The following is a 17,518-nucleotide window of genomic DNA, read 5'->3' as shown; positions in this document are numbered from 1 at the left end:
GAGGTCCTCATGGAACCGTTCGTCAGCAAGTCCGAAGCGGCGGAGATCGTCAAGGTGGCGCGGGTGCGCGCCGGCACGTCGTGGGCGGAGATCGCCGAGGCCATCGACCGACCCGCGCCCTGGACCGTGGCAGCGCTGCTCGGTCAGCACCCCGTGCCGCAGGCCGAGGCGGCCCAGGTCGGCCAGATGCTCGGACTCGACGCCGCCGTGGTGGAGGCGTTGCAGGCGCAGCCGACCCGCGCCGGGCTGGAGGAATCCCTGTCCGACCCGACGATCTACCGCTTCTCCGAGGCGCTCGCCGTCTACGGTCCGGCGATCAAGGAACTCATCCACGAGGAGTTCGGCGACGGCATCATGAGCGCCATCAACTTCAAGGTCGACGTCGCCCGTCGCGAGGACCCCGACGGCGACCGCGTCGTGGTGACGTTCGACGGCAAGTTCCTCGACTACCGCTGGTGACGCGGCAGGGGCGGTGCACACCGGTGCACCGCCCCTGCGTCGCGCTCGTGCTGCGTCAGCTCTGCGCCGAGGCGTAGGAGAGCGGGTCGACCCAGCGGTGACCCTCGATCGTGTCCGCGAGGCGCCCCAGGTGGTGGGTGCGGTCGCCGAGGGAGTGGCCGAGCACGAGGAGACGCGCGAGGTAGTGACCGGCCGAGTACTCGGCCGTCATCGCGATCCCACCGTGCAACTGCACAGCCTCCTGGCCGATGTGCCGCGCGCCTGTGGCGACCTGCGCCGATACCCGCGTGGATGCGTCGAGCGAGTCGCCTCCCGCGTCGAGGACGAGCGTGCCCCACAGCGCCATGCTCCGCGCGAGTTCGAGCTGGACGTACATGTCCGCCGCGCGGAACTTCAGCGCCTGGAAGGTGCTGAGGGTCACCCCGAACTGCTTGCGGGTCTTGAGGTACTCCACGGTGATCTCCAGGGCACGGGCCATGGCGCCGACCGCCTCACGGGCGAACGCGATCCGCGCCCGGGCCATCGCGGCCTCGATGGCGTCGGTGCGGTCGATCCCGGCCTCGCCGAGGACGCGGGCGGAGGTGCCGTCGAACGTGATCGCCGCGGCGCGACCGCCGTCGGTCGTGACGAACGACTCCCGCGAGGTCGCCTGCCCGTCGACGACGAACAGCTCGGTGCCGGCGTCGGTCGCGGCGCTGACGACGAGGACGTCCGCGCGGCCGCCCGCGACCACGGGCGTCTTGAGGCCGGTGAGTCGCCAACCGTCCCCGTCGCGTTCGGCGCGCACCTCGGTGGCCGATGCCGACCACCTCGACCGCGGCTCCGCGTGGGCGAACGCGAGCAGCGACGAGCCGTCGCACAGGCCCGACAGCAACTCTGCGCGCTGCTCGGCGGTGCCGACCGCGTCGATCAACCCGCCCGCGAGCACCACCGCCTCGACGAACGGTTCGGGTGCGATGACCCGACCGAGTTCCTCGGCGACCAGGCCCACCTCGACCGGGCCGGCCTCCATCCCGCCGACGTCCTCGCCGAAGGGCAGACCGAGGACGCCCATCTCGGCGAGTTGCGTCCACGTCTTCTCACCGAATCCGGGGTCGTCGGCCTGGATCGCGCGGCGGGCCTCGGTCGAGCCGTAGGCGTCCTTGAGGAGGTCGCGCACGGCGTCGCGCAGCGCGAGCTGTTCGGAGTCGAGTTCGAAGTCCATGCTGTCCTCACAGTCCCAGGATCGTGCCGGCGATGATGGTGCGCTGGATCTCGTTCGAGCCGCCGTAGATCGACGCCTTGCGCAGGTTGAGGTAACGCGGGGAGGCGTGGGCCGCCCAGTGGGGCAGGTGTTCGGTCCCACCCCCGCGGGACAGGGCGGCCGGTCCGGCGAGGTCGACGACCAGTTCGGTGACGGCCTGCTGCAGCTCGGTGCCGTTGAGCTTGAGCACCGATGAGGCCGGGTGCGGCTTGCCCTCGTCGGAGTTGGCCACGACGCGCAGGGCCGTGAGTTCCAGGGCGAGCAGCTGGTTCTCCAGCTCGGCGATCCGGGTCGACACGAGCGGGTTCTCCAGCAGCGAAGAACCGCCGGGGCCCGCCGTGGCGGCGACCTTCTTGGCCTCGGCCAGCGACCGCTTGATCGAGGCGACCGGGGCCACGCCGACCCGCTCGTTGCCGAGGAGGAACTTGGCGTAGGTCCAGCCCTTGCCCTCCTCACCGACGAGGTTCTCGGCGGGGACCCGCACCTGGTCGAACCAGACCTCGTTGACCTCGACGCTGCCGTCGATGAGTTCGATGGGACGCACGGTGACGCCCGGCGAACTCATGTCGATGAGCAGCAGCGAGATGCCCATCTGGCGCTTGGGCGCGTTCGGGTCGGTGCGCACGAGTGTGAAGATCCAGTCGCCGTACTGCCCGAGGGTCGTCCACGTCTTCTGCCCCTCGACGACGTACTCGTCGCCCTCGCGCACCGCGGTGGTGCGCAGCGAGGCGAGGTCGGACCCGGCGTCCGGCTCGGAGAAGCCCTGGGACCACCAGATGTCGAGGTTGGCCGTGGCGGGCAGGAACCGCTCCTTGAGCTCCTGGGAGCCGAAGGTGGCGATGACCGGTCCGATCATCGAGGTGTTGAACGACAACGGGATCGGCACGTGCGCGAACCGCATCTCCTCCAGCCAGATGTGGCGGCGCAGCGGGCTCCAGTCACGGCCACCCCACTCGACCGGCCACGCCGGCACGGCCAGTCCGGCCGCGTTGAGGATCTGCTGGGACCGCACGATCTGGTCCTTGGTGTACTCGCGTCCCTCGGCCACCGATTCGCGGATCTCGCTCGGCACCTGGGTCGTGAAGAACTCGCGCATCTCCTCGCGGAAAGCGGCGTCCTGCTCGGACAATTGCAGTTTCATCGCGGTCCTGCCTCCTGCTCGATCGTGCGGATCATCTACTCGTTCCCCGTCGTGGCATCCTGCACACCCGGCTGGGCCAAGGTGCGGCGCAGCTCCCGCTTGAGGATCTTCAGGCTCGGCCCCATGGGGAGGGCCTGGACGATCTCGACCCGACGCGGGTACTTGTGCTTGGCGAGGTTCTCGCGGCCGTAGGCGATGAGCTCGTCGACGGTGATCTCGGCACCGGCCTGGACCGTGACGACGGCGCACACCTCCTCGCCCTGCACGTCGTCGGGCACGCCGACGACCGCGACCATGTCGACCGCCGGGTGCCGGTTGAAGGTCTCCTCGACCTCGCGGGGGTAGATGTTGAATCCGCCGCGGATGATGAGGTCGGTCTTGCGGTCGACGATGCTGATGAACCCGTCGGAGTCCTTGATGCCGATGTCGCCGGTCCGGAACCAGCCGTCGACGACGGCGCGGCGCGTGGCCTCGGGGTCGTCGAGGTAGCCCGCGAAGACGGCGTGCCCGCGGGCGACCACCTCGCCGCGCTCACCGGTGGGCATGAAGACGACCTCATCCTCCACGGCCGGGTCGGCGATCTCGACCTCGACGCCCCACACGGGGTGGCCGACGGTGCCGGGCCGGGTGCCGTGGCGGGACTGGTTGACCGTGATCGTCGGTGAGGTCTCCGAGAGGCCGTACCCCTCGTGGATGGTCGTGCCGAAGCGCTTCTCGAACGCCTCGAGCACGGCGACCGGCAGCGACGCTCCGCCGGAGACGCACTGCCGCAGCGCCGGCGGCTCGGGCGCCTCGGGGTGGTCGAGGGCGCTGAGCAGGAGCACGAACATCGTCGGCACACCGAACATCAGGGTCGCGCCGTGCTCGTGCATGAGGCGCAGGCACTCGACCGGGTCGAAGCGCGGCTGCAGGATCAGCGTGCCGCCCACCCGCAGCGTCGAGTTCATGCCGACGTTCTGCCCGAACACGTGGAACAGCGGCAGACACCCCATGACGACGTCGTCGGCCTGGAAGGGGTTGCTGTCGAACGCGTTGTTGAGCACGTTCATCGTGATGTTGAGGTGGGTGAGCAGCGCACCCTTGGGGTGGCCGGTGGTGCCGCTGGTGAAGAAGATCACCGCGATGTCCTCGGGCGAACGGGAGACGAAGTTGGCGACCGGTTCGGTGTCGAGCAGGGAGGCGATGTCGATCGCCTCGGCACCGACCCGTCCCGCGGCGTCCTGCCCCATCGTCTCGAAGCTCGCGTGGAACAGCACGTGCTTCGCGCCGGACTTCTCGAGCAGGTAGGCCGCCTCCCGGGGGCCGAGCAGTGTGGGGACGGGTACGACGGTGCCGCCCGCGGCGAGGATGCCGTAGTAGCCGGCGACGAACTCGGTGACGTTGGGGGCGAGCAGGCCGACGCGGTCGTTCGGGCGGACCCCGCGGGCGATCAGCCCGGCGGCCACCGCCCGGGCCTGGCGCCACGCCTCGGCGTAGGTGACGCGCAGGTCGCCCTGCACGAGGGCGACCTTGTCGGGGGTACGACGTGCCGACTCCGAGAGGATGCTGGCGACGGAGAGTGTGGGCATGGGTGGTTCCCTTCTGCTGGGCGTTCACGACTGGGAGGTGGCGCGCGTGCCGGGCCCGGTGGTGACCGGGCCCGGCAGCGAGGATCACGACCCGGGGATCCCGCTCGCGGGTGGCGTGGCGTGCTTCTCGTCGGAGTCGGTGACCGGGCCGTCGGCGGTGTCGGTGACGCGCACCTTGGTCAGCTGCTTCGAGCCGTCGGGGCCGAGTTCGATCATGCGCACGCCGCCGATGCCGAGGTGGCTGTCGGCCGAGTACCGGAACGGGGAGAGCTGGGGTCCCTCGAGCGAGGCGCCCTGCTGTTCGAGGGTCTTGACCACTCCGGCGCGGGTGAGGTCCTGACCGGTGGCGTGCAGCACCTGCGTCAGGGCGTACGCCTGGGACATCCCGTAGATCTTGTAGTTCGACAGCGGCTTGCCGTTGCCGTGCTCCTTCCACACCTTCTGCCACAGCTGGGTCCACGGGTCGTCGGAGTTCTCGAGGTTGGGGATGTACTGCGTCGTCATGACGCCGTCGAGGGCGCTGCCGCCGGCGGCCTTGACCTTGCCCTCGGAGAAGCGTTCGAGCAATCCACCGACGAGGGTCTTGTCGGCGCCCACGTTGGTGTAGATCCACTGCGGGGTGAAGTTGAGCCGCTTGGAGACGAGCTGGGACAGTGCCGTGTAGGAGGGCACGTTGAAACCCACGACGATGTCGGGCTTGGCCGCCTGCAACTGCGCGATCTGCGGAGCGACGTCGGTGTTGCCGGGGGTGTACTTCGCGACCGCGACCACCTGGTCACCGAGCTGCTGACGCAGACCCTGCTCGCCGTCTGCGCCGAGGTCGTCGTCCTGGGCGAACACGGCCACCTTGGCGTCGGGCTTGTTCTCCTTGATCCAGGACCCGATGACCTTGGCCTCGATGACGTAGTCCGGCTGCCAGCCGAACGTCATGGGTCGCTTCTTCGGCTCGGTGCCCCAGGCCTGGGATCCCGAGGAGACCATGAGGTCGGGCACCTTCTCCTCGTTGAGGTAGTCCACGACGGCGTTGTGCGTCGGGGTGCCCAGGCCACCGAAGAGGGCGAACACCTGCTCCCGCGTGACGAGTTCACGCACGACGTTGCTCGTGTTCGTCGGGTTGTACACGTCGTCCTTGACGATGAACTCGAGCTTGCGACCGTGGATCCCCCGGCGGCGTTGACGTAGTCGAAGTAGGCGTTGATCCCGTCCGGGATCTCGCTGTAACCCGGGGCTGCGACCCCTGTGAGCGGGTAGTGGCCGCCGAGCTTGATGCTCGTGTCGGTCAATCCCACCTTCGCGTTCGGATCGTTGTCGGCCTGGGCCGCTCCGTCGTCCGGGCGTCCGCCTGCTCCACAGCCGGCGAGCAGCACCAGGGCTGCCGCAGAGGCCACGATGCGTGCGGTCACCTTTGACCACCGTGTCATCACGTCGTCTCCTTGTTGATCATGCGTTCGTCATGTGTTCGTCCGTGGTCGTTCGCGGCGCGGTCGGGGGTGTCGTCCGTCCGGTGGGTGTTCTCCCGCTCCGTGGGTGTGGAGGGGGCGGCGGCCGCGGCGCCGCGCCTGCGCAACCATGCGGTGCGCACGGTGCCGACGAGGCCCTGTGGTGCCAGGAGGATGACGAGCATCGTCGTCAGTCCGTAGGCCAGCGGTGCGAGCTCGGCGGCCTGGAGGTCGCTGAGCCCCATGTCGGAGCCGACGCTGGTGGCCAGCTGCGGTAGCAGCACGATGATGGCCGAGCCGATCACGGCGCCCGAGAGGGTGCCGAGACCGCCCAGCACGATGGCGGCGAGCAGTCCGAGCGAGAGGGTGAGGGTGAACCCGGCCGGCGCGACGATGCGGGTGGCCATGGCCAGCAGCGCCCCGGCCAGGCTGGCCGCCGCCGCGCTGACGACGAAGGCGAGCACCCGGGAGCGGCCGAGGTCGATCCCGGCCAGGGAGGCCGCGACCTCGTCGTCGCGGACCGCGCGCCACTGCCGCCCGGTACGTCCGCTGGCCAGGTTGGCCAGCAGCACCAGCACGATCACCAGCACGATCCACGCCAGGTTGGCCAGGAAGCCCATGTTGGTGAGCTCGCGGCCGGTGACGAAGAACAGGGCGTCGTCGAACCAGCGGGGGATGCGCGGGGCCGAGACGTTCAGGCCCTGCTCTCCGCCGAACACGTCGGCGAAGTAGATCGCGAGCCCCGGCACCGCGACGGCCAGGGCGAGCGTGGCGCCCGCGAGGTAGGGGCCGTGCAGGCGGGCCGCGGCCAGACCGACGACGATGCCGACGACCAGGGCCACGAGCGTCGCCGCGCCCAGCACGACGATGATCGGCGACTGCTGGGTGCTGCTCGGCAGGAGCAGGGCGGCGGTGTAGGCGCCGATGGCCATGAACGCGCCGTGCCCGAGGGAGAGCTGACCGCTGAGGCCGGTGAGGACCGTCAGTCCCGCGGCGGCCACGGACATGTAGGCCAGCGAGGCCAGCTGGCCCTGCACGAACGGGGCGCTCGCCGCGATGAGGGCGATGACGACGAGGAGCACGACCAGCCCGACCAGGGCGTGACGCAGCATCGGCGGGCCGTCGGCGAGGCGGCGCAGCGGGTTGCGGCGGGCGCTGCGCGCCGGCGTCGAGGCGGTCGATTCCGCTGAGGCGGTGCGGGATCCGGTGGCACCCATGTCAGACCTTCCTCGTGGCGGTCCGCGAGAACAATCCGCCCGGTCTGACCAGCAGGACCAGGACGAGGATGAGCAGCCCGGCCATCGGCATGAGCGCGGGGCTGACGTAGCCGTTGACGACCTGCAGGACGATGCCGAGCGAGACCCCGCTGACCACGGCCCCGTGGGGGCTGTCCAGCCCGCCGAGCACCGCGGCGACGAACCCGTACACGACGACGGAGTCCATGTAGGAGGGGTGCACCAGGCTGCCGCCGGCGATGAGGAGGCCGGACAGCGACCCGACGACCGCGGCCAACGCCCAGCCGAGCGTGAGCATGCCGCCGACCCGCACTCCGAGCAGGCGCGCGACCTCCGGGTTGAGCGCGGCCGCCCGCATGCGCAGGCCGATGTCGGTCTTGATGAACAGGGCCAGCAGGGCGAGCATGACGATCACGACCGCGACGATCTGGAAGACCCCGAACCCGGTGAGGGCGATCGTCGTGTCACCCACGCGGAATCCCTGCAACCCGAACGGTGCCGGGAACGACTGGAAGCTGGAGCCGAACACGAGGGCGGCCAGCGCGTGCAGCACGATGAACAGGCCCAGGGTGAGGATGACGGCGTTGACCTCGGACTTGCCCTCGACCCAGCGCACGATGAACCGTTCGACGACGGCGCCCAGCACGAACCCGCTGAGCAGGGCGGCCACGAACGCGACCCAGTAGGACACGCCGTTGTTGATGAGGGTGAGCGCCACGTACGTGGTCACCATGGCCATCGGCGCCTGGGCGAAGTTCACGACGCGGGTGGATCGCCAGATCATCACCAGAGCGAGGGCGAAGGCCGCGTAGACCATGCCGAGGGTGAGCCCGCTCAGGAGCGTCGTCAGCAGTTGCTGCACGGGAATCTCCGTATCTCCGACGGTGCGGTGCGGTGGGGGACGGGCGCCTCAGAAGCCGAGGTAGGCATGACGCAACCCCTCGTCTTCGGCGAGTTCGGCGGCGGGGCGGGTGGTGATGACGCGTCCGAGGTTGAGGACGACGCCGGTGTCGGCGATCGACAGCGCGCTGCGGGCGTTCTGTTCGACGAGGACGACGGTCAGGCCCTCGCGTTCGACGAGATCGCGGACGATGCCGAAGATCTGGGCGACGATGCGCGGCGCGAGGCCCAGGGAGGGTTCGTCGAGCAGGAGCACCTTGGGCGCGGCCACCAGCGCGCGGCCGATGACGAGCATCTGTCGCTCGCCGCCGGAGAGCACCTCGGCGTGCGCCGTGCGCCGCTCACCCAGCACGGGGAAGAGTTCGTAGGCGCGTTCCAGCGGAACGGGATCGGAGCCGGCGCGCCGGCCCAGGCTGCCGAGGCGCAGGTTCTCCTCGATGGTGAGTTCGGTGATGACGCCGCGCCCCTCGGGGACGTGACCGAGGCCGAGTCCCGACATCTTCTCCGCGGACAGCCCGACGAGATCCTTGCCGTCGAGGAGCACCTGTCCCGCCGAGGGCCGGACCAGCCCGGAGATGCTCCGCAGCAGGGTCGACTTGCCGGCGCCGTTGGCCCCGAGCACGGCGGTGATCCGCCCGTCCTCGGCGGTGATGTCGACCGAGTCGAGGGCCTTGACCGGCCCGTAGCTGGTGGTGAGTCCGGTGACCTGCAACATCAGTGATCACCCGCCTCGTGGTCGGCGACCTCGCCCAGGTAGGCGGCCTGGACGGCCTCGTCCCCCTGGATCCGCTCCGGCGGGCCGGCAGCGATGACCTTGCCGAAGTCGAGGACGACGATGTGGTCGCACACGCTCATCACGAGGTCCATGTGGTGCTCGACCAGCAGGACCGCGGCCCGGGTGCTCACCGAGCGGATGATCTCGCCGAGTTCGGCCATCTCGTCGTTGCTCAGGCCGCTGGCCGGCTCGTCGAGCATGAGCAGATCGGGGTCGGAGACCAGGGCCCGGGCCAGGGCGACCCGCTTGCGCAGCGGGTAGGGGAGGCTGCCCGGCAGACGTCCGGCGTGGGCGGCGATCCCGAGGTCGGCCAGCGCGGCATGGGCGCGCTCGCGCAGCGCCTTCTCCTCCTTGCTGCTGCGGGGGAGCCCGAACAGCGTGGAGAAGAAGCCGGCCCGGGCGTGGCGCTCGGCACCGACCATGACGTTGTCGAGCACCGTCATCCGGTCGAACAGTCCGAGCCCCTGCAGGGTCCGGGAGATGCCGAGGCCGGAGAGCTCGTGGGCCCGCGGCGGGTTGGCGAGGGTCTGCCCGCGCCACGTCATCGTCCCCTCGTCGGGTCGCACGAAGCCGCAGACGACGTTGAAGCAGGTGGTCTTGCCGGCTCCGTTGGGTCCGATGAGACCGGTGACCCGGTGAGGCGCCACCTCCAGCCCGACGTCGCTCAGGGCGGTGATGCCGCCGAAGCGGACAGTGACGCCACTGAGGGACAACAGGGGGCCCGCCGGGTGTTCGGAGGCGGCGCCGCGCGCAGGTGTCACCGGCGGATCGGCCGTAGTGGGCACGAATGGACCTCCTGCGAAGCGACGACGTTGTCGTGACTACTCTGCGCAATGTGGCGCCCATCACGACATGTGCGGTGAGCACAAAGTTTGTCGGCCTGTCTCACCAATCACGGAGGATTGCCGATCCGCCGGGTCCAGATCGTGGTTCCGTGGCCTCTGGCCTGGCACGCTGTGCTCATGTCGCGCACCACACCGATGTGGCCGGACCTAGACGCCGAGCCACCGTCCTTGTCCTCCGAGGACGCTCATGCTGTGCGCCGCGCATGGGCGACTCTCCTGCCCGATGCCGACGACATCGCGGACCGGATCTCCGCGCAGCTGCTCGCAGCGCGGTCCGAATCCGCCACCACCCCACCCGATTACCCCGCAGACGTCCGCCGCACGACGCGCGATCACATCCGGCTCGGGCTGCGCACGATGGCCGGGACACCCCCGGAAGGCGAGCGCACCGTCGAGCTGTGGCGGGCGCTCGCCCGACGCCGGGCACGGCAGGGCGTTCCCCTGGAGGAGCTGCTGGCCTCGTACACGACGGGGTGCCGGGTGCTGTGGCGTTCCTTGCTCGCCGTCGACCCCCGCAACCGCTCGGCCGAGCGTCAGCGCATCGTGGCCCTGGCCGGTCACGAGCTGTGGAGCTCGCTCGAGGTGCAGAACGCCGTCCTCGTGCAGGCCTACCGGTTGGAGAGCCGGCGGTTGCGGCGGTTGGACGACGGCCGGCGCGCGAGCGCCATGGACGGTCTGCTCCTCGGGCGGGGGAGCGACCCGGTCTTCGCCCGCGAGGCCGGCGAGCACCTCGGCCTACGTCCGGACGAGCCGCTGCTGGTCGTGGTCGGTGAGCTGCACGGCAACGCCGACCCGCCGTTGCGGGCACCCGAGGACGCGATCGAGCCGTTCGGTGTGCGCTCGCAGTGGCGCATCCGTGGCGGGCATCAGGTCGGGCTCGTCGCTCCGGGAGCGCTGCCCGTGACCGAGGTGCTGTCGCGGTTGTCGGGCACGCTGGTCGCGCCGGCGGCGTGGATGCACGTGCGCACCGGGTTCACCGACGTGGCGGGCGCCTATCACCTCACCGTCAGGGCGGCCGACACCCTGTCCGCGCAGGTCGACGGCGACAAGGCGCTGGTCTCGACGACGGCGCGGTTGCCCGAGCTGCTCCTGGCCTCCTCACCCGAGGTGACGGGCCTGCTGGTCGAGGAGGTGCTCGGCGGACTGTCCTCGCTTCCGGATTCGGCCCGGGACGTGCTGGTCGACACCCTCGCGGCGTACCTGGAGGCGGACCTCTCGCCCACGCATGCGGCGACGGCGCTGATGTGCCATCGCAACACGGTCATCTACCGGATGAAGCAGATCGTCGAACTCCTCAAGCACGACCCCCACGACAACCGGGACAGGGTCCTGCTGACCCTGGCACTCCTCGCCTACCGACGCTCACCCGACACCGCAGGGTGACGCCGGACTCGGCGTCACCCTCCGGATTCGGTGATGGGTGCGGTGCCTCTACTCCGCCGCGAAACGCTTGAGTTCGCGCTTGGCGAGGGCGTTCTTGTGCACCTCGTCGGGGCCGTCGGCGAAGCGCAGGGTGCGCACCTGGGCCGCGGCTCGGGCGAGGGGGAAGTCCTGGCTGAGACCGCCGCCACCGTGCGTCTGGATCGCCTTGTCGAGGATCCACTCGATGGTGCGCGGGGTGGCGACCTTGATGGCCTGGATCTCGGCGTGGGCGCCCTTGTTGCCGACGGTGTCCATGAGCCACGCCGTCTTGAGCACGAGCAGCCGCAGCTGCTCCAGGTGCACCCGAGCCTCGGCGATCCAGTCGCGGACGACGCCCTGCTCGCCGAGGGTGCGACCGAAAGCCGTGCGGGAGTTGGCCCGACGGCACATCGCCTCGATGGCCATCTCGCCGACGCCGATGCAGCGCATGCAGTGGTGGATCCGGCCCGGGCCGAGCCGCGCCTGGGAGATCGCGAACCCGCTGCCCTCCTCACCGATGAGGTTGCTCGCGGGCACGCGCACGCCGTCGAAGACGAGTTCGGCGTGGCCGCCGTGGTCGTTGTCGTCGTAGCCGTACACCTGCATCCCGCGCACGACCGTGAGCCCGGGGGTGTCGCGCGGGACGAGGATCTGACTCTGCTGGCGGTGCCGATCGGCGTTCGGGTCGGTCTTGCCCATGACGATGAAGATCTTCGCGTCGGGGTTCATCGCGCCGGTGATCCACCACTTGCGGCCGGTGATGACGTACTCGTCACCGTCGCGCTCGATGCGGGTCTCGATGTTCGTCGCATCGGAGGAGGCGACGTCGGGCTCGGTCATGGCGAAGGCGCTGCGGATCTCGCCGGCGAGCAACGGCTTCAACCACTGCTCCTGCTGTTCGGGGGTGCCGAACTCGGCCAGCACCTCCATGTTCCCGGTGTCGGGGGCGGCGCAGTTCATCGCCGCCGGCGCGAGGCGCCCCACCCGGCCCATCGCCTCGGCCAGCGGCGCGTACTGCAGGTTGGTCAGACCGGCGCCACGCTCGCCGGGCAGGAACAGGTTCCACAACCCCTCGGCGCGCGTCTCGTCCTGCAGTCGCTTGAGGGTGGGGGCCTGAGTGAACGCCCACCGGTCCGGCAGGGCCTCGACCTCGGCGGCGAACTCCTCCTCGACGGGCGCGACCCTCCCGTCGACGAACGTGCGGACGCGGTCGAGCAGTTCGGTGGTGCGGGAATCGAATGCGAAGTCCATGTCAGTCCTCCTCGAGGGCGGCCCGACCGGCGGCGATGAGGGGGATCGTGGCGTTGCCCACCTCGGCGAACCCCTCCCCGACGGTCTGGCCGTGGATGTAGCGGTAGTGGATTCCCTCGAGGATCGCCGCCAGCTTGAAGTAGGCGAGCCCGAGGTGCCAGCTCAGCCGCGAGGTGTCGCGGCCGCTCCGGTCGGCGTAGCGGTCGAGCAACTGCGGGGCCGGCAGGTAGCCGGGGGCGAGCGAGACGTCGGAGACGGCGTACCCCGACCCGATCTCGGGGAGCCGCTGGTAGACGGCGAACAGGGCGACGTCGGAGAGCGGGTCGCCGAGCGTGGCCATCTCCCAGTCGAGGACGGCCGTGAACTCGTCGTCGTGGTCGACGTCCACGAGGACGTTGTCGAGCCGGTAGTCCCCGTGGATGATCGACACGTCGCCGTCGGCGGGGACGCTCTCCGCGAGGTCGGCCGCGAGTTCTTGCGCGCCGGGCAGCTCGCGGCTCGTGGAGGCCTCCAGCTGCTTGGTCCAACGGCGCACCTGCCGCGACAGGAACCCCTCGGGACGTCCGAAGTCGGAGAGTCCGACCTCGGCGGGGTCCACCGCATGCAGGTCGACGAGGATGTCCACGAGCCGCGCCGAGATGGCCTGCGCGCGCTCCGGTCCGTACGGCGCGAGCTCGTCGGCCCGGCGGAACGGAGTGCCGGTCGCATACTCCATGACGTAGAACGGCGCACCGATGACCGACTCGTCGGTGCACATCAGATAGGTCTGCGGCACCGGCACGGCGGTGGGCGCCAACGCCGTCATCACCCGGTACTCCCGGTTCATGTCGTGCGCCGTGGCCAGCACGTGACCCATCGGCGGACGACGCACCACGACGCTGGTCGAGCCGTCGGAGACCACGTACGTGAGGTTCGACTTGCCCCCGGCGACATGCTCCCCGGTCAGCTCGCCCGACAGCAGATCCGGCTTCTCCACCGACAGGTACTCGCCCAACCGGCCGAGGTCGAGCCCCTCGAGGGAGGGAGTCGTGCTCTGTGGTTGCGCGGTGTGGGGCTCGTCGCTGCGCTCCTCACTCCTCCCGCCGCTCATGTTCTCTGGTCGCGCGGTGTGGGGCTCGTCGCTGCGCTCCTCACTCCTCCCGCCGCTCATGGAACCAGAACCGACACGATCTCAGCCACACACGCCGGCTTCTCCGAGCCCTCCAGCTCGATGGTGACCTTGGAGATCGCCTGGCGCCCCATGGGGATCGTCGCCACCGAGATCAGTTCGACGTGACCGCGCACCCGGGAGTTCACCGGGACCACCGTGGGAAAGCGGACCTTGTTGCTGCCGTAGTTGAGCCCCAGCTTCAGCTGCTCCACCTTGTAGACCTGCGCGAAGATCGCCGACACCAGGGACAAGGTGAGGTACCCGTGGGCGATGGTCGTCCCGAACGGGCCGTCCTTCGCACGCTCGGGGTCCACGTGGATCCACTGATGGTCGTGGGTGGCATCCGCGAAGTCGTCGATCATCTGCTGGGTCACCTCGATCCACTCGCTCGTGCCCAGCTGCGTACCGACAGCAGCCTCGAACTCCTCGATCCCTGCGAACACCTTCATCGCTCACACTCCTTCGTGTCGTCCGGCTGTGGTGGGGGTGATGCGTCAGGCCTTGGGCCCGCCGGCGACATACATGACCTGGCCGCTGACGAAGCCCGCGTCCTCACGGCAGAAGAACGAGGCCGCCGCGGCGATGTCGGCGGGGGTGCCGCTGCGCCCGACCGGGATCTGGGTGGTCATGTACTTGGCGAAGTCCTCCCAGGCGATGCCCATGCGCTCGGCGGTCGCGTGGGTCATCTCGGTCTCGATGAATCCGGGGGCGATGGCGTTGGCGGTGATGCCGAACTTGCCCAGCTCGATCGCGAGGGTCTTGGTGAAGCCTTGCATGCCGGCCTTGGCGGCGGCGTAGTTGGCCTGCCCACGATTGCCCAGGGCCGAGGTCGAGGAGAGGTTGACGATGCGGCCGAACCCGACCTGGGTCATGTGCGCCTGGCATGCCTTGCTCATGAGGAACGCGCCGCGCAGGTGCACGTTCATCACGGCGTCCCACTCCTCGACGGTCATCTTGAACAGCATGTTGTCGCGGATGATGCCAGCGTTGTTGATGAGCACGACGGGCGGGCCGAGTTCGTCGGCGACGCGGGCCACCGCCGCCTCGACCTTGTCGGGGTCGCTGACGTCGCAGCCCACCGCGAGGGCGCGGCCACCGTCGGCGGTGATGGTGTCGACCACCTTCTGGCAGGCGGCCTCGTCGAGGTCGAGAACCGCGACGGCCATGCCGTCCTGCGCCAGTCGGGCGACGACGCCGGCCCCGATGCCGCGGGCGGCTCCGGTGACGATGGCGACGCGCTGAGTCGAGTCGTTCACGAGATCTCCTGTGATCGTGTGGATGTCGGTGTCAAGATCGATGCGGGTGCGCGCGGGGCGGCCTCAGGTCGAGGCCGCCTCGAACTTGCGCTGCAGCTTGTTCATGCCGGTGAGCCACCGGTCGGGATCGGTCGCGCGCAGCGCGGAGTAGTCGGCCACCTCCGGGTGGGGCAGGACGTAGAACGCCTCGGAGTCGAGGGCGGCGGCAGCGGCCTCGGCGACCTCGGCCGGGGCCAGGGCCCGGTCGTGGCTGAGCAGGCCGGCGAGCCCGCCGGAACCGTCGAGCATCCGGGTGGCCACGCCCTGCGGGCAGATGGCCTGCACCACGACGCCGCGGTGGCGGTAGCTGGCCGACAGCCACTCGGCGAATCCGACGGCGGCGTGCTTGCTCGCGGAGTAGGAGGGGTCGCCGAGCATCGTCAGCAGCCCCGCGGCCGAGGCGGTGACGACGAACCGGCCGCCGCCCTGCTCCTCCCACACGGGCAGCAGGTGTCGGGCGGCGCGCACGTGGGCCATGACGTTGACGGCGAACACCTGCTCCCACTGCTCGTCGGTGGTCTCGGCCAGGCCGGTGAGCAGGCCGATGCCGGCGTTGGCGTAGAACACGTCGATGCGGCCGAGGTGATTGCGGGCAGCGGCGACGAGCGTGGCGACACCGGCGTCGGAGGCGACGTCGCCCGCGACGGCGTGGGCGCCCAGTTCGTCGGCCAACGCCTGGAGTTCGGCGGCGTCGCGGTCGGCGAGCACGAGGCGGGCACCACCGGCGTGCAGGCGCCGGGCGATGGCCTCACCGATGCCGCGGGCGGCTCCGGTGACGACGACTCCGGCTCCGTCGAGATCCACCTCAGACACCGCCCTTGAGCAGGGCACCGCCGTCGAGGACGTGGATCTGCCCGGTCACCCACGAGCTGTCCTCCGAGAGCAGGTAGGTGACGGCGTGGGCGATGTCCTCGGGCTCACCGAAGCGCGCGAGCGGGTAGGTCTCGTGCACGGTGTCCTGCGCGTTCGCCACGAGTTGCTCGGCGAACCGGGTCTTGACCACGGCCGGCGCCACGGCGTTGACGCGGATCGTCGGGCCGAGTTCGACGGCGAGAGAACGGGTCAGCGCGACGAGCATCGCCTTGGACGCGCCGTAGAAGTCGATGCCGGGCGCAGGGCGCAGACCGGCGACGGAGGCGACGTTGACGATCGACCCCCGTGCTCGCCCATCCACGCGCGGTGGACGGCCTGCACCCAGGCCAGGGCGCCGATGGCGTTGACCTCGGTGATCTTGCGTGCGGCGTCGAGGTCGAGATCCATGAGGGGCCCGTACACGGGGTTGATGCCGGCGTTGTTGACGAGGTGCTCCAGCGAGCCGAACCGCTCGAGGGTTTGGGCGATGACGTCGTCGCGATGGGTGGGGTCGTCGGCCTTGCCGGCGACGGCGAGCACCCGCTCTGCGGCTCCGCCCGGTGCCTGGTCGGCCAGCTCGGCCGCGGCCGCGTCGAGGGGTTCCTGTTTACGGGCCGTGATGACGACGTTGCCGCCCTCGGCGAGCACCTGCGCGGCGATGCCGCGTCCGATGCCGCGACTGGCTCCGGTGACGATCGTCGTCGTGCCTGCCAGGCGTCCGTTCTGGTCTGCCATCAGCTCAACCTCTCCAGGATCATGGCCATGCCCTGCCCGCCGCCGACGCACATGGTCTCGAGGCCGAACTGCTTGTCGTGGTGCTGCAGGGAGTTGATCAGGGTGCTCGTGATGCGGGCGCCGGTCATGCCGAAGGGGTGGCCGATCGCGATGGCACCGCCGTTGACGTTGAGACGGTCCTCGTCGATGCCGAGCTCACGTGCCGAGGGCAGGACCTGCGCGGCGAACGCCTCGTTGATCTCGACGAGGTCGATGTCGGAGATGCTCATGCCGGCCAGCGCCAAGGCCTTGCGGCTGGCCTCGACCGGGCCGAGGCCCATGATCTCCGGTGACAGGCCGGTGAGTCCGGTGGAGACGATGCGCGCCAGTGGCGTGAGCCCGAGCTCGGCGGCCTTCGTGTCGCTCATGATGACGACCGCCGCCGCGCCGTCGTTGAGGGCGCAGCAGTTGCCGGCGGTCACGGTGCCGTCGGGGCGGAACACCGGGTCGAGGGTCGACACCTTCTCGTAGGTGACTCCGGCGCGGGGGCCGTCGTCGGTGCTGACCACCGTGCCATCGGGGAGGGTGATGGGGGTGATGTCCTTGGCCCAGAAGCCGTCGGCGATGGCCTTCTCGGCGAGGTTCTGGCTGCGGACACCGAAGCGGTCCTGGTCCTCGCGGGTGGTGCCGGTGAGCTGCGCGACGTTCTCGGCCGTCTGGCCCATGGCGATGTAGATGTCGGGCAGCTCGCCGCTCTTGCGCGGGTCGTGCCAGGTGGTGCCACCGGCCGCGGCGGCCTCGGTGCGGGCCTGGGCCTGCGCGAACACCGGGTTCTTCGTGTCGGGGTATCCGTCGGCCGCGCCGTTGCCGAAGCGGCTCACGGCCTCGACGCCGGCGGAGATGAAGACGTGGCCCTCACCGGCGCGGATGGCGTGCATCGCCATGCGCGTGGTCTGCAGGCTGGAGGAGCAGTAGCGGTTGACCGTCGTGCCCGGCAGGTGGTCCATGCCGAGGAGGGTGGCGACGACCTTGGCCATGTTGTACCCGCCCTCGCCGGCAGGGGATCCGGTGCCGAGGATGAGGTCGTCGATCAGCGTCGGGTCGAGCTGCGGCACCTTGTCGAGGGCGGCGCGCACCATCTGTGCGGTCATGTCGTCGGGTCGCATCGAGGTCAGAGACCCCTTGAACGCGCGTCCGATCGGGGAACGGGCGGTGGCGACGATCACGGCTTCCGGCATCTCATCTCCAAT

General features: G+C 70.2%; 18 protein-coding genes. 2 read left to right on the top strand and 16 right to left on the bottom strand.

Annotation, left to right across the window (positions count from 1 at the left end; translation table 11 throughout):
* Positions 1 to 9: 9 nt before the first annotated feature.
* The gene (gene cynS / locus QQK49_RS11630; RefSeq protein ID WP_284304068.1) at positions 10 to 459 is read left to right on the top strand and encodes a cyanase; all 450 of its coding nucleotides are present in this window, start codon (positions 10 to 12) and stop codon (positions 457 to 459) included.
* A 55-nt stretch (positions 460 to 514) separates the two neighbouring features.
* Here cynS and QQK49_RS11625 read toward each other — a convergent pair whose 3' ends face one another.
* The 8 genes from QQK49_RS11625 to QQK49_RS11590 all read right to left on the bottom strand — a co-directional run bounded on the left by QQK49_RS11625 (position 515) and on the right by QQK49_RS11590 (position 9,545).
* Entirely contained in the window at positions 515 to 1,663 is a 1,149-nt protein-coding gene (locus QQK49_RS11625) for an acyl-CoA dehydrogenase family protein (RefSeq protein ID WP_284304067.1), read from the bottom strand.
* 7 nt (positions 1,664 to 1,670) lie between these two features.
* Entirely contained in the window at positions 1,671 to 2,843 is a 1,173-nt protein-coding gene (locus tag QQK49_RS11620) for an acyl-CoA dehydrogenase family protein (RefSeq protein ID WP_284304066.1), read from the bottom strand.
* Positions 2,844 to 2,878: 35 nt separating this feature from the next.
* Positions 2,879 to 4,411 carry a long-chain-fatty-acid--CoA ligase gene (locus tag QQK49_RS11615; RefSeq protein ID WP_284304065.1) on the bottom strand — a complete coding sequence of 511 codons (1,533 nt, stop codon included), beginning with the start codon at positions 4,409 to 4,411 and terminating at the stop codon, positions 2,879 to 2,881.
* An 84-nt stretch (positions 4,412 to 4,495) separates the two neighbouring features.
* The gene (locus QQK49_RS11610; protein WP_284304064.1) at positions 4,496 to 5,533 is read right to left on the bottom strand and encodes an ABC transporter substrate-binding protein; all 1,038 of its coding nucleotides are present in this window, start codon (positions 5,531 to 5,533) and stop codon (positions 4,496 to 4,498) included.
* Positions 5,534 to 5,831: 298 nt separating this feature from the next.
* Positions 5,832 to 7,067: a branched-chain amino acid ABC transporter permease gene (locus QQK49_RS11605; RefSeq protein ID WP_284304063.1), complete on the bottom strand. Its 1,236-nt coding sequence runs from the start codon at positions 7,065 to 7,067 to the stop codon at positions 5,832 to 5,834.
* A 1-nt stretch (position 7,068) separates the two neighbouring features.
* Entirely contained in the window at positions 7,069 to 7,947 is an 879-nt protein-coding gene (locus QQK49_RS11600; RefSeq protein WP_284304062.1) for a branched-chain amino acid ABC transporter permease, read from the bottom strand.
* Between the two features lie 48 nt (positions 7,948 to 7,995).
* Positions 7,996 to 8,700 carry an ABC transporter ATP-binding protein gene (locus QQK49_RS11595; protein ID WP_284304061.1) on the bottom strand — a complete coding sequence of 235 codons (705 nt, stop codon included), beginning with the start codon at positions 8,698 to 8,700 and terminating at the stop codon, positions 7,996 to 7,998.
* Positions 8,700 to 9,545 (bottom strand): ABC transporter ATP-binding protein, encoded by an 846-nt coding sequence (locus QQK49_RS11590; RefSeq protein WP_284304060.1) that lies wholly within the window; start codon positions 9,543 to 9,545, stop codon positions 8,700 to 8,702. Before QQK49_RS11590 ends, QQK49_RS11595 begins: the two co-directional genes overlap by 1 nt.
* A gap of 177 nt (positions 9,546 to 9,722) precedes the next feature.
* Here QQK49_RS11590 and QQK49_RS11585 point away from each other — a divergent pair, with 177 nt between their 5' ends.
* The gene (locus tag QQK49_RS11585; RefSeq protein ID WP_284304059.1) at positions 9,723 to 10,988 is read left to right on the top strand and encodes a PucR family transcriptional regulator; all 1,266 of its coding nucleotides are present in this window, start codon (positions 9,723 to 9,725) and stop codon (positions 10,986 to 10,988) included.
* A 48-nt stretch (positions 10,989 to 11,036) separates the two neighbouring features.
* Here the strand turns inward: QQK49_RS11585 and QQK49_RS11580 are convergent, their stop codons facing one another.
* The 8 genes from QQK49_RS11580 to QQK49_RS11550 all read right to left on the bottom strand — a co-directional run bounded on the left by QQK49_RS11580 (position 11,037) and on the right by QQK49_RS11550 (position 17,506).
* A complete protein-coding gene (locus tag QQK49_RS11580; RefSeq protein ID WP_284304058.1) occupies positions 11,037 to 12,257 on the bottom strand; it encodes an acyl-CoA dehydrogenase family protein in 1,221 nt (406 codons plus the stop codon).
* Position 12,258: 1 nt separating this feature from the next.
* On the bottom strand, positions 12,259 to 13,407 hold the full coding sequence (locus QQK49_RS11575) for a phosphotransferase family protein (protein ID WP_284304057.1): 1,149 nt from the start codon (positions 13,405 to 13,407) through the stop codon (positions 12,259 to 12,261).
* Positions 13,404 to 13,856, bottom strand: a complete 453-nt coding sequence (locus tag QQK49_RS11570; RefSeq protein WP_284304056.1) for a MaoC family dehydratase — start codon at positions 13,854 to 13,856, stop codon at positions 13,404 to 13,406. The genes QQK49_RS11575 and QQK49_RS11570 overlap by 4 nt, the downstream gene beginning before the upstream one ends.
* 45 nt (positions 13,857 to 13,901) lie before the next feature.
* Positions 13,902 to 14,663 (bottom strand): SDR family oxidoreductase, encoded by a 762-nt coding sequence (locus tag QQK49_RS11565; RefSeq protein WP_284304055.1) that lies wholly within the window; start codon positions 14,661 to 14,663, stop codon positions 13,902 to 13,904.
* Positions 14,664 to 14,726: 63 nt separating this feature from the next.
* On the bottom strand, positions 14,727 to 15,506 hold the full coding sequence (locus tag QQK49_RS11560) for an SDR family oxidoreductase (RefSeq protein ID WP_284304054.1): 780 nt from the start codon (positions 15,504 to 15,506) through the stop codon (positions 14,727 to 14,729).
* A gap of 1 nt (position 15,507) precedes the next feature.
* Positions 15,508 to 15,876 (bottom strand): SDR family oxidoreductase, encoded by a 369-nt coding sequence (locus tag QQK49_RS22830; RefSeq protein WP_348536173.1) that lies wholly within the window; start codon positions 15,874 to 15,876, stop codon positions 15,508 to 15,510.
* Entirely contained in the window at positions 15,765 to 16,289 is a 525-nt protein-coding gene (locus tag QQK49_RS11555; protein WP_348536172.1) for an SDR family NAD(P)-dependent oxidoreductase, read from the bottom strand. Before QQK49_RS11555 ends, QQK49_RS22830 begins: the two co-directional genes overlap by 112 nt.
* Positions 16,289 to 17,506 (bottom strand): acetyl-CoA C-acetyltransferase, encoded by a 1,218-nt coding sequence (locus QQK49_RS11550; protein ID WP_284304053.1) that lies wholly within the window; start codon positions 17,504 to 17,506, stop codon positions 16,289 to 16,291. The genes QQK49_RS11555 and QQK49_RS11550 overlap by 1 nt, the downstream gene beginning before the upstream one ends.
* Positions 17,507 to 17,518: the final 12 nt, after the last annotated feature.

The organism is Mobilicoccus caccae (assembly GCF_030161635.1).
GTDB classification, from domain to species: Bacteria; Actinomycetota; Actinomycetes; order Actinomycetales; family Dermatophilaceae; genus Mobilicoccus; species Mobilicoccus caccae.
This window is presented reverse-complemented; position numbering and strand designations above follow the sequence as displayed.